The 11,797-nt window shown below is 63.2% G+C and carries 12 protein-coding genes; 5 read left to right on the forward strand and 7 right to left on the reverse strand.

Annotated elements, in window-relative coordinates:
* Positions 1-71: 71 nt before the first annotated feature.
* Positions 72-1,526 (reverse strand): NAD-dependent succinate-semialdehyde dehydrogenase, encoded by a 1,455-nt coding sequence (locus RA302_RS21620; RefSeq protein ID WP_007727613.1) that lies wholly within the window; start codon positions 1,524-1,526, stop codon positions 72-74.
* Positions 1,527-1,618: 92 nt separating this feature from the next.
* On the opposite strand from RA302_RS21620, the gene pgi reads away from it, so the two are divergent.
* On the forward strand, positions 1,619-3,274 hold the full coding sequence (gene pgi, locus RA302_RS21625; protein ID WP_007727615.1) for a glucose-6-phosphate isomerase: 1,656 nt from the start codon (positions 1,619-1,621) through the stop codon (positions 3,272-3,274).
* 1 nt (position 3,275) lies between these two features.
* On the opposite strand, the gene RA302_RS21630 is transcribed toward pgi, so the two are convergent.
* Positions 3,276-4,088 (reverse strand): FAD:protein FMN transferase, encoded by an 813-nt coding sequence (locus RA302_RS21630; RefSeq protein WP_007727618.1) that lies wholly within the window; start codon positions 4,086-4,088, stop codon positions 3,276-3,278.
* 210 nt (positions 4,089-4,298) lie between these two features.
* On the opposite strand from RA302_RS21630, the gene RA302_RS21635 reads away from it, so the two are divergent.
* Together RA302_RS21635 and RA302_RS21640 are read left to right on the forward strand one after the other, a co-directional pair.
* Complete coding sequence (locus tag RA302_RS21635) at positions 4,299-4,457, forward strand: hypothetical protein (protein WP_155277906.1); 159 nt, start codon at positions 4,299-4,301, stop codon at positions 4,455-4,457.
* Positions 4,458-5,009: 552 nt separating this feature from the next.
* Positions 5,010-5,453: a helix-turn-helix transcriptional regulator gene (locus RA302_RS21640; protein WP_003946341.1), complete on the forward strand. Its 444-nt coding sequence runs from the start codon at positions 5,010-5,012 to the stop codon at positions 5,451-5,453.
* A 26-nt stretch (positions 5,454-5,479) separates the two neighbouring features.
* Here the strand turns inward: RA302_RS21640 and RA302_RS21645 are convergent, their stop codons facing one another.
* Genes RA302_RS21645 through RA302_RS21655 form a run of 3 tightly spaced genes read right to left on the reverse strand, consistent with a single transcriptional unit; the run spans position 5,480 to position 7,587 of the window.
* Positions 5,480-6,298 carry an ABC transporter permease gene (locus RA302_RS21645; RefSeq protein WP_070162002.1) on the reverse strand — a complete coding sequence of 273 codons (819 nt, stop codon included), beginning with the start codon at positions 6,296-6,298 and terminating at the stop codon, positions 5,480-5,482.
* Positions 6,258-7,109 carry an ATP-binding cassette domain-containing protein gene (locus tag RA302_RS21650; RefSeq protein WP_070162000.1) on the reverse strand — a complete coding sequence of 284 codons (852 nt, stop codon included), beginning with the start codon at positions 7,107-7,109 and terminating at the stop codon, positions 6,258-6,260. The genes RA302_RS21645 and RA302_RS21650 overlap by 41 nt, the downstream gene beginning before the upstream one ends.
* Position 7,110: 1 nt before the next feature.
* A complete protein-coding gene (locus RA302_RS21655; protein WP_083291662.1) occupies positions 7,111-7,587 on the reverse strand; it encodes a MarR family transcriptional regulator in 477 nt (158 codons plus the stop codon).
* A 124-nt stretch (positions 7,588-7,711) separates the two neighbouring features.
* On the opposite strand from RA302_RS21655, the gene RA302_RS21660 reads away from it, so the two are divergent.
* Positions 7,712-8,215, forward strand: a complete 504-nt coding sequence (locus RA302_RS21660; RefSeq protein ID WP_003946334.1) for a hypothetical protein — start codon at positions 7,712-7,714, stop codon at positions 8,213-8,215.
* A gap of 3 nt (positions 8,216-8,218) precedes the next feature.
* On the opposite strand, the gene RA302_RS21665 is transcribed toward RA302_RS21660, so the two are convergent.
* Together RA302_RS21665 and RA302_RS21670 are read right to left on the reverse strand one after the other, a co-directional pair.
* A complete protein-coding gene (locus RA302_RS21665) occupies positions 8,219-9,541 on the reverse strand; it encodes an NAD(P)/FAD-dependent oxidoreductase (protein ID WP_003946361.1) in 1,323 nt (440 codons plus the stop codon).
* Positions 9,541-10,293, reverse strand: a complete 753-nt coding sequence (locus RA302_RS21670) for an SDR family oxidoreductase (RefSeq protein WP_007727631.1) — start codon at positions 10,291-10,293, stop codon at positions 9,541-9,543. The genes RA302_RS21665 and RA302_RS21670 overlap by 1 nt, the downstream gene beginning before the upstream one ends.
* 82 nt (positions 10,294-10,375) lie before the next feature.
* Here RA302_RS21670 and RA302_RS21675 point away from each other — a divergent pair, with 82 nt between their 5' ends.
* Complete coding sequence (locus tag RA302_RS21675) at positions 10,376-11,785, forward strand: NAD(P)/FAD-dependent oxidoreductase (protein WP_042449247.1); 1,410 nt, start codon at positions 10,376-10,378, stop codon at positions 11,783-11,785.
* Positions 11,786-11,797 lie beyond the last annotated feature (12 nt).

Genomic DNA, 11,797 nt, shown 5'->3' on the forward strand with positions numbered 1-11,797 from the left:
ACACCCAGATCACTTGCGAACGGCCACATCGGATGCCTCTGGCAGTCCCGATGTGGCCGTTCGCGTGTGTATCAGCTCTCGAGCGCGATGTACTTCGTGTTCAGGTATTCCTCGATCCCCTCGGTCCCGCCCTCGCGGCCGAATCCGGATTCCTTCACGCCACCGAACGGCGCTGCCGCGTCCGAGATCACTCCGCGGTTGACGCCGATCATTCCTGATTCCAGTGCGTCGGAAACCCGAAGCGCACGGTCGAGATCCCTCGTGAAGATGTACGCGGCCAGTCCGAACTCGGTGTCGTTGGCGGCTGCGATTCCCTCGGCTTCGGTGTCGAAGCCGGTGATCGCGGCGACGGGTCCGAACACCTCTTCTTTCAGAATCCGCGCGCTGGCCGGAACGTCTGCCAACACCGTGGCTGGATAGAAGTACCCTTCACCACCCGGCGCTTCGCCGCCCAGTCGCACCTTCGCCCCGGCATCCACCGCATCTGCAACCAACTCCGCGACCGTGTCGAGTTGGTTCTGGTTGATCAGCGGGCCGAGCTTCGTCTCCGGGTCGGTACCGGGTCCCATCGTGAAAGTCGCCATCTTCTCGGTCAGCTTGGTCGTGAACTCTTCACGCACGGCGTTGGCGACGTGGAACCGGTTGGCGGCGGTGCATGCTTCGCCACCGTTGCGAAGCTTCGCCAGCACCGCGCCCTCGACTGCCTTGTCGACGTCCGCGTCGTCGAACACCACGAAGGGTGCGTTGCCACCCAATTCCATCGACGTGCGGAGCAATCGCTTCGCGGACTTCTCCACCAGCATCTTGCCGACGCCGGTGGACCCGGTGAAGGTGAGCTTGCGCAGTCGAGGGTCGTCGATGAGAGGGCCGGTCACTTCACCGGATTTCGATGTCGGCAACACCGAGAGGACTCCGTCGGGCAACCCTGCTTCGGCCATGAGCTGAGCAAGCAACAACATCGTCAACGGGGTCTCCGAGGCGGGCTTGACGATGATCGTGCAGCCGGCGGCCAACGCCGGGCCGATCTTGCGGGTACCCATCGCCAACGGGAAATTCCAGGGAGTGATGGCCAGACACGGTCCGACCGGCGCTTTGGTGACAAGGATCCGGCCGTTGCCCGCCGGCGCCGGCGTGTAGCGCCCGCCGATGCGAACGGCCTCCTCGCTGAACCACCGGAAGAACTCCGCCCCGTACTTCACCTCGGCGCGACTTTCGGCGAGTGCCTTGCCCATTTCGAGGGTCATCAGCAGCGCCACGTCCTCGGCTCGCTCGGTGATCTTCTCGAAGACGGCTCGCAGGATTTCACCACGCTCGCGCGCAGGTGTGCTCGCCCACTTCGACGAGACGGCGACGGCTTCGTCGAGAGCGCGCAGCGCGTCCGCGGGGCTCGCATCGGCGACATCGGTCAACGATTTCCCGGTCGCCGGATCCGCCACCGGGAAGGTCGCGTTGTTCTCCGCGGGCACGAACCGACCGCCGACGAACAACTGGGTGGGAACTGATCGAATGAATTCGAATGTGTCCATGGGTTCCATGATGCTCGTCGGAGCCGCGTCCGTCTGCCCGCGAGCGAGACTCACGCGGAAGTTTCCAGCTTGTGCCACTAAAGTCGATGATCGTGAGCACTGACATCACCGGAACCTCAGCCTGGCAGAAACTGCGCGCTCATTACGCCGACATCGAAGGCGTTCACCTGCGAGAACTCTTCCAGGACGATCCAGCCCGCGGGCGAGAGCTGACGATCGACGCCGGTGATCTTCACATCGACTACAGCAAGCATCGCGTCAGCCGCGAGACTCTCGCGCTGCTCGTCGACCTGGCCCGCGAGGCCGGCGTCGAGGCACGACGCGACGCGATGTTCGCGGGCGATCACATCAACACTTCCGAAGACCGCGCCGTACTGCACACAGCGCTGCGTCTGCCGAAGGATTCTGCTCTGACCGTCGACGGTCAAGACGTCGTCGCCGACGTTCACGAAGTTCTGGACGCGATGGGCGCTTTTGCCGACCGTGTGCGCAGCGGCGAGTGGACCGGAGCTACCGGCAAGCGCATCCGCACCATCGTCAACATCGGCATCGGCGGTTCCGACCTCGGGCCGGTGATGGTCTACCGCGCACTACGGCATTACGCCGACGCCGGAATCAGCGTCCGGTTCGTCTCCAACATCGACCCTGTCGATCTGGTCGGACAGCTCGACGACCTCGATCCGGAGACGACGCTCTTCATCGTCGCATCCAAGACGTTCTCCACCCTCGAGACCCTCACCAACGCGACAGCGGCAAAGCGTTGGCTGTTCGCCGGTCTGGGCAGCGAAGACGTCTCGGCCGTAGCCAAGCATTTCGTCGCAGTCTCCACCCACGGTGACCGCGTGGCGGAGTTCGGCATCGACACCGCGAACATGTTCGGGTTCTGGGATTGGGTCGGCGGGCGCTACTCCGTCGACTCGGCGATCGGCTTGTCGGTCATGTGTGCCGTCGGACCCGTTCGCTTTGCGGAGTTCCTCGACGGTTTCCACCAGATCGACACGCACTTCCGAAACCAACCGCTCGAGCAGAACGCGCCGGTCCTCCTCGGCCTCATCGGGCTCTGGTATTCCAACTTCTTCGGCGCACAGTCCCGCGCAGTGCTGCCCTACTCCAACGACTTGCTGCGCTTTCCCGCCTACCTGCAGCAGCTGACCATGGAGTCCAACGGCAAATCGGTTCGCGCCGACGGCTCACCGGTGACCACGTCCACCGGTGAGATCTTCTGGGGCGAGCCCGGAACCAACGGCCAACACGCCTTCTACCAACTCCTGCATCAGGGCACCTGGCTGGTGCCTGCCGATTTCATCGGGTTCGCGGAATCCACCGACGATCTGCCTACTGCGGACGGCACGGGATCAATGCACGATCTGCTCATGAGTAACTTCTTCGCTCAGACAAAGGTTCTCGCGTTCGGCAAGACTGCCGAAGAAATCGCGTCAGAGGGCACTGCTCCGGAGCTGGTGCCACACAAGGTGATGCCAGGCAACCGGCCTTCGAGCACTATCTTGGCGAAGGAGCTGACCCCCTCGGTCGTAGGTCAGCTGATCGCACTTTACGAGCACCAGGTATTTGTCGAAGGTGCTGTGTGGGGTGTCAATCCGTTCGATCAGTGGGGCGTCGAACTCGGCAAGACACAAGCCATGGAACTGGGGCCTGCGCTCTCTTCCGAAGCAGCACCCGGCGACCTCGGCGACACATCCACAGATGCTCTGGTGCAGTGGTACCGCAGAGAGCGCGGACGGGCCTGACTCACGCGGCGGCCGGGCCGAACCAACTTTCCGTTGTGTACACGCGTCCGGATCGGTCGACGAGCCGAGCCCGAAGCTCTTGCTGTTCAACCCATTTGATGGCGCTTATCCCCCGGATCAACGCAGCTTCGCTCGCGGCGTACGCCCACACCGCGTCGTCAGCAATCACCGAGACCTGTGCCCATTCCGTGGAGGGCCGCTCCTGGTTCGGCTCCCAGGAGGGCAGCTCCAGCGCCCGCGCCGTCGCCATCGCGGTTCCGTTGATCAGTTCGACTTCTTCGCTGTCCGGCACCGGAATCTGCCAGCCACCAGCCGGTGCATGGCCGGCCGTGGCGATCACGTCGCCGATCCGCACAGCAACGCCGCATTGTAATTCGGCGGCGACGATCTGCGCGGCGCGATCGACGGTGTCGGCCTTGGCAACTCCGGTGATGTCGAACGACGCACCCCAGGGCGCGTACACCACGTCTCCGTCGAGCTGTACGTCCTCGAACGTCGGGGTCGGGTGCACCGGAGGGATGGATTCGTCCTCGGAGTAGTTGTCGGCAAGCGGATTGACTGCACCGCCGGTCATACGGGCAGCCCACAGCGCCGACCGCAGCAGAGCCGACATACGTCGTGTCACTTTGACCGGAGTTCCCTGAGCGAGGTTGACGGCGTGAATCTCGGCGTCTCCCCGGCGAAGGTCGCAGACCGCTTCGGTTTCGTCGATGGCAGCTGCGATCAACGCGTGCGCAGTAGGCAGCGCAGCGCCCTCGGTGACGTCCACCTCCACGGCGGAATCCCACATCGCCCACTTCTCGACACTGACCATGTCAGTCCTGCCCTTCGAACACACTGTGTTGTAACCAGTATGCGCCGGTCAGCAACCCCCGTGCCATAAAGCGCTTCCGAGGCCGAGGCACACATGCCGCAGGTTGAGCAGCGCACGGCGGGGACTGGATGGTAGATCTGTGCGACAGAATTGCCGCCCGGACTGTCGCCCTCCGTGTGCAAGACGTGTAATCCTCCACATGGTTCTGACATGCACCTGACTGCGACGACGTCGACTACTACTGGCGCAGCGGGCAATTCCGATCCGAAAGACGCAGAGTCGACGCTCGACATGTCCGGCCGACCGGCTGCGCTTCGAGCCCGGTCCGCCGCAGCAACACGCCCGGGCGGCGCTGATGTCACCGCATGAACCTTATGTCACCGCATGAAAAATGGGGACCGACGAGAAGCACTGTGTTCCAACGTCGATGACATACCAATCGGCCGCTTTCAATGCGCGTCACTTTCGCAGGTGGACACACCTGAGCGCTCACTCTCGAGTGCAGCAAAATACGGGCCCACCACTGCGCGCGAGCGTCGAGCAGAGCACCGAGAAGAAGTCCCGAACACGCGGCGCGCCAACCGCCGGCACGACGACGCCCGGTGCCCGGCGGCAGCGCTTCGCACGTTACAGACCGAGCAGGAATGCATCGACACAAAATGGATAGGACCGGCTGAAAGAACCTGCAGCACAATGGCGTAACCACCACCGTTCGGCTTATACGCTACCGCCGTACACCTTGGCAAAACGAACGGTCAGTACGCGGCGAAAATCACATACTTTACAAAGTCTTTGGAATTTTTCTGCGCCAAATATCCGCAGGTGAAAGGACTTTCGACCAGAGTCCAGAATAACCGTGTCGTCTACTATGTGAAAACTGCGAAGTAGCTGTGACGCTGGGTCACGCTCGAGGGAGGAATTGTGACCGATTCATTCAAGGACCGTTTGAACGCCTTGTACCCGGCCACAGCACCGAGACTCACCAACGCACAAGTTGTGGAAGCCCTTTCGCAACGTGGATGCAAGATTTCGACACCGTACCTCTCGCAACTCCGGAGCGGTGTGCGCACGAATCCATCGGAGCAAGTCGTTTTGGCATTGGCCGATTACTTCGGCGTGGCAGCAGAGTACTTCTTCGGCCCGACACCTCGCCAAGATCCCGAACTGATTCCGGAAGAAGACCGTTCGGTTGTCGAGGAGTTCCACGACAGCGAATTACGTTCTCTGGCCATAAAAGCGGTCGATCTCTCCCCTGAATCGCAGGACTTGCTCTCATCGATTGCGGAGAAACTTCGCTCGTCCGAAGGACTCCCGGCCGTCCCTCCGGATTGCAGCACCTACACCCCACCGTTCACTCGCGACTAGTCCGGAGCGGAGTTCAGCGAGTCAGATCAGCGAGTCAAGCGGCCCAATAGTGCCGAAGCTGTGATGATTCCGAGCAGCGCGGCCCCGATCAGCACGCCGAAGTCGACGAGGTAGTCGGTGGGCATTCCGATCAGCAGACCGCGCAGCGCTGACACCTCGTAACTCAGCGGATTGATGCGACTGAGCCACTGAACCCACGTCGGCATGAGTTCGACCGGGTACAGAGCGTTGGACGCGAAGAACAACGGCATGGTGATCGCCTGGCCGATGCCCATCAATCGATCTCGTTTGAGCACGATCCCCGCGATCGCAACCGACAGACAGGCGAAGAACGCCGAGCCGAGGACAACGACAGCCACGACGCCGAGCAGCTTGATCGGGTTCCACGTCATGCTCACGCCCAGCAGCGCCGCTACAACGACTACGACCACGGCCTGGGCGACCGCACGGATACCGGCTGCAAATGCCTTTCCGGTGACCAGTGCGGCTCGTGGCGTCGGCGTCACCATGAGTTTGGTGAGGACTCCCGCGTCACGCTCCCAGATGATCTGGATTCCGTAGAAGATCGCAACAAAAAGCGCGGACTGCGCAATGATGCCCGGCGCGAGAAAGTCGAGATACGGTACGTCGCCAGTCGGGATCGCTCGGATATGACTGAACGTCTGACCGAAGATCACCAACCAGAGGATCGGCTGGATTGCGCGCGTGACCAATTCAGATCGGTCGTGCCGCAACTTCTGAACTTCCACGAGGCAGAATGTGTAAATTCTCGAGAGCAATCGAGCAAGACCGTTGGTAGTGGGATCAGCCCAAGCGGCGCGCTGTGCGACGGGCAGTGCGGACATCGCGGAGACCTCCTGACTTGCCGCCGGTGAGGTCGTCGCCGGTGTAGTGACGGAACACGTCTTCGAGAGTGGCCTCCGGCCCCAGTTCGGCGGCCAACGCGCTCGGCTCGCCCACTGCACGAAGTTCACCGTGATGCATCAACGCAACACGATCACACAACTCCTCGGCTTCTTCCATGTAGTGCGTCGTGAGCAGCACAGTCATGCCGTACTGCTTCTGCATCTCCGCCACTCGCTGCCAGACGGATTCGCGGGCAATGGGATCCAACCCCACCGTCGGTTCGTCGAGTACCAGCAGCGACGGTCGGTTCACCAGTGCCTGCGCAAGTTCGAGCCGTCGCACCATACCGCCGGAGAAGCTCGACGCGAGACGCTCACCTGAATCGAGCAGATCCACCATCTCGAGCGCCTGGTCGACGCGCTCGCGTCGTTCGGACCGCGGAACGTCGTACAGTCGCGCGAACCAGGTCACGTTCTCGCGTGCGGTCAATGCGCTTTCGATCGAGAGCTGTTGTGGCACGTACCCGAGGTAGCGCCGAATGGTCATCGCTTCGCTGCGAACGGAGCGACCGAGAATTCGAATGTCACCCTCTTGCAGAGGAAGTAACGTGTTGAGCAACCTGATCGTCGTCGTCTTTCCTGCGCCGTTGGGACCGAGCAGGCCGAAGCATTCCCCCGCGTTGACGACCAGACTCAGGTTGTCCACCGCCCGATGACCGCCGAACTTGTATGTGACCGAGTCGATCTCGACCGCGGGTGCGTCAGGGTCAGGCATGTGTACTGCTCGGCTCCTCCACCACTGCGTCAGCATCTCACTGCCCCCCGCCTTCCGATCCGGCTGCTGCCAGAGCGCTCGCCAATCGAGACAGGGCCGGTAGCGCAGCCTCGATACTTGCCCTGTCCTCTGCGGTCAGAGTCGACAATGCCTGACCGACAATCACACTCCGGCGATCACGCCACACCTCGACGCGGGCGCGCGCCTCGTCCGCGAGCACCAATCGCGCGACGCGGCGGTCGGCCTCGTCGGCAACGCGTTCGATCACTCCCTCGTCGACGAGCTGCCGAACCAGGGTGGACACCGTGTTTGCCGCGACACCCAATCGCCCGGCAGCCTCAGCCACCGACAGACCCGGGTTGCGCCGTAGCAGCCTGACGAGTTCGATTTGGGCGCCGCCGAGCGGTCGTTCTGCAAACGGTCGCCCCGATGCCTTCCTCGTACCCCGGCGCAATTGCCCGAGCGTCTCCAGGACGTCATCCGAAAGCCTGTGATCTGCTCCGATTTCATCCACACCTCACAATAGCTCTGTAACAGAGCTATTGTCGAGGAATCCCGACGCCCGGCGTTTTCAGCTCGTCCGCAACGGGTATCCCCGATTGCTTGTCCCGAGCACTCCCGCCCAGAACGGAGACGTCATGCGCAGACAGTGGTTGTTCGCGACGGTTGCGAGTACCGCCCTGATCCTCACCGGTTGCTCGCCCGACGCCCTCGATTCCGGGGACAGCGCAGACAACGTCACTGCCATTGCGACGTCGCTGTCGCCACCCGCCGCCGCTGATGCACCCCTGCTGAAGACCGCCGACTCCCCACTCGGGACGATCGCCGTCGACGGCGAAGGCATGACCGTCTACGTCTACAACCCGGACGAGGAGAACTCACAAGCCGGGTCGTGCGACGAAGCGTGCCTGCGTTACTGGCCGGCGGTCACCTCGGTCACGGATTCGCCGATCGTCGAAGGAATCGACGCTGTCATCGACACTGTCGACGGGCCTGAAGGATCTTTCCAGATCACCGTCAACGGCAAGCCCGTCTATCGGTACCTCGACGACAAGGTTCCCGGAGACATGCTCGGACAGAGCGTCGGCAGCCTGTGGTGGATGATCGACGCCGCCGGAAACCCCGTGTTCAAGACCGAGTAACCCTCAGTTGTACGGCTGCCGAGCGGTTTCGGGGTCGCCGTATGTGATTGCCCGTTCCCGACGCGTTTTCGATGCCAGGGTTGCGCCCCAGTTCAGCACCGTGCTGGCGCGGTTGCGGAAACCGGCGAGGAATGCGATGTGGATGATTCCCCAGGACACCCATCCGATGAACCCGGACAACTGGACCGGCCCTGCCTGAAGCAACGCGTGGCGTCGCGAAATGTAGGCCGCGGTTCCAAGATCGCGGTACTTGAACGGTTTTCGGCTGGGCACGCCGTTTTCGACGGTTGCAGCGATCCGGGCACCGGCGTGCCGACCACCCTGCATCGCGACCTCGGCCACCCCGGCAAGTTTGTCCCGGGACATGAGGTCGCCCACCACGTAGACGTTCGGGTGGCCGGGAACGGTCAGATCGGCTTCCACCTCGATGCGGCCACCGCCGACCTGCTTCACACCCAGCGCCGTGGCCAGTGCCTCGGCGAACGGCACCGCTTCGACGCCCGCGGTCCACAGAATCGTGCGGGTCTCGTACTGCCGCTTCTCTTTTGTCTTCTTGTCCGTCGTCTCGATGCTGGTCTCGCACACGTCGGTGACGTGCACGCCGAGGTGAGTCTCGACGCCGATCCCGTCGAGAGTACGTTTGGCGGCGGCCGAGAGCTTGCGACTGAACGAAGGGAGCACCCGATCGTCGCCGTGGAAGAGCAGTACCCTTGCCTCGTCCGGGTCGATGGACCGGAACTCGTTTGTGAGCGCGTGCATCGCCAATTCGCGGATCTGTCCGGCTAATTCGACGCCGGTGGGTCCGCCGCCCGCCACGGCGAATGTCAGCCACGGTCGACGTTCTTCCGCAGTCGGGAGCGATTCGGCCATCTCGAACGCAGCAATGAGACTGCGCCTGATCGCCAAAGCGTCGTCGAGGGTTTTCATGCCGGGCGCCCATTTGATGAACTCGTCCTGGCCGTGGTAGGACTGGCGCATTCCAGCCGCCACGATCAGGTAGTCGTACGGCAATTCGAAGGTCGACCCGTCGAAGCGACTGGCAGTCAGTATCCCGGCGTCGGCGTCCACCGACTTGGCCTCGCCCAGAACGACGTTCGTGTTCTTGTTGTCCTCGAGCAGATGTCGCAGCGGACTTGCGATCTGCCCTTCGGAGAGCAGACCCGTGGCGCACTGGTAGAGCAGGGGCTGGAAGACGTGGCTGGTCCCTCGGTCGATCAGAACCACCTCGACGTCGGCCTTCTTGAGTCGTCTCGCTGCATACAGTCCACCGAAGCCGCCACCGACGATCACTACCCGGGGCTTACCGTTCGAGATGTGGATGCTCATCAGACAAACCTCGCTGTCACGGAGTTGGGCAGGAATCGTAGGGCCGCATCTATCCCTTGCCACTTGAGGCCGGGTAGCGCCGCTCGGGTGGTTTCCTTCTCGATGGCGTCGACCATGGCACTGACGCCTTCGTCCAGACTGGCCATGAGCGCTGCGTCGTCGCCGGCGCCGGCGGACATGTCGGTCTTGATGAAGCCCGGCAGCAGGGTGGTGACCCGAATAGGTGTGCGCGCCAACTCGATACTGAGCGCCTCACCCAGAGCCGCTACCCCGGCCTTGCTTGCCGAATAGGCCGCTTTTGGCCCGGGTAGCCCCCGATCCGCGCTGATCGAGGACACGAGAACCAGGTGTCCGGAGTCCTGCGCGCGGAAGATCTCGAGCGCAGCTTCACACTGCGACAGCGCGCCGACAAAATTCGTCTGCGCTGTTGCAAGATTCGCGTGCGCTTTTCCGGTTCCGATCTTGGCGCCCTTGCCGAGCCCGGCGTTCACGATCACCCGGTCCAGGCCGCCCAACTCGTCGCGCAGCTCACCGAAAACCCGGACGACGGAATCGTGTTCGGTCACATCGAGTTCGCGCACTGCGACGCTGATCGACGGGTACTGCGCCACCAACTCCCCTCGCAGCGTGTCGAGCCGATCCGTCCGCCGGGCACACAGCGCGAGGTCGCGACCGGCCGCGGCGAATCTCCTGGCCATCTCCTCCCCCAGACCCGAACTGGCACCGGTGATCAAAATCTTCTGCCGCGTCATGGGTGCAACTGTAGCCACCATCGAGCTCTCGTACCCGGCAGTAACCGAGCGAACTCGGACCGATCCGGCATACCGTGAAGCAATGACCGACGAATTCGATGTCATCGTGATCGGCGGTGGGCCCGCCGGCGAGAACGCCGCCGCATACGCCATCGCCGGAAGTAATCGCACCGCCGCAATCGTGGAACACGAACTGGTCGGTGGTGAATGCTCGTATTGGGCCTGTATGCCCAGCAAGGCACTACTGCGCCCGGGGCAGGTCCTCGAGGCGGCCGACGCCTTGCCCGGGATCCCGGCCGGACCGCTGGACGTCGATGCCATTCTGAAACGGCGCGACTCGTTCACCCACAACCACGACGATTCGTCCCAGGTCGACTGGGCAACCTCCGCGGGCATCACCGTGATCAAAGGCCACGGGGTCATCGACGGCGAGCGAGCAGTGACCGTCGACGGGACCCGTAAGCTCCGTGCCCGCCAGGCCGTCGTACTCGCCACGGGAACGACCGCCACCGTCCCGAAGACACCGGGATTGCGCGAGGCACTCCCGTGGACCTCGCGCGACGCCACCAACCTGCACGAGGTTCCGTCGCGAGTGGCGGTCATCGGCGGCGGAGTGGTCGCAACTGAGTGCGCAACGTGGTTGTCGTCGTTCGGCGCTCACGTGACGTTGCTCGTGAGGGGCGATGCTCTGTTGAAATCAGCAGAACCGTTTGCCGGAACGATGGTGGCCGAAGCACTCGGCGCCCGCGGTGTGGACGTTCGACTGAGCACTGCCGTCAACTCGGTCTCACGCCCCGATGCCAAGGACACCGGCGAAGGTCACATCCACGGTGGACCCGTCAGCATCGAGACATCGTCCGGCGTGATCGAAGTCGACGAGGTCATCGTCGCGGCGGGCCGCGGGCCGACATCTGCCGATCTCGGCTTGTCCGTCATCGGCCTCGAGGACGGCAAGTACGTCACCACTGACGATCACCTCTGTGCCCAAGGTGAGTGGCTCTACGCCGTCGGCGACATCAACGGTCGTTCTCCCCTCACCCACATGGGCAAGTATCAGGCGAGAGTCTGCGGAGACGTCATCGCCGCGCGGGCCGAGAGCCGCGGACTCAGGGGACCTCGGTACACGGCGTCGGCGGACAACGGACAGGTCCCCCAGGTGGTGTTCACCTCACCCGAAATCGCCTGGGTGGGACGCACCGAGAAGAAAGCTCGCGACGACGGCTACGACGTCGAAGTCGTGGAGATCGAACTCGCCGTCGCGGGATCTTCGCTGCTGCGCGACGACTACTCGGGGCGCGCGAAGTTGGTGATCGACAAGGCCACCGACGTGATCCTCGGCGCTACCTTCGCCGGGCCCGAAGTATCCGAGCTGGTGCATGCGGCGACAATCGCGGTCGTCGGCGCCGTACCACTGGAAACTCTCTGGCATGCGGTGCCCTCGTATCCGACGGTCAGTGAAGTCTGGCTTCGATTGCTGGAGGCTCGCCGCTGACGCGCTCCCGAA

Source organism: Rhodococcus sp. DN22 (assembly GCF_036669995.1).
Classification (GTDB): domain Bacteria; phylum Actinomycetota; class Actinomycetes; order Mycobacteriales; family Mycobacteriaceae; genus Rhodococcus_F; species Rhodococcus_F erythropolis.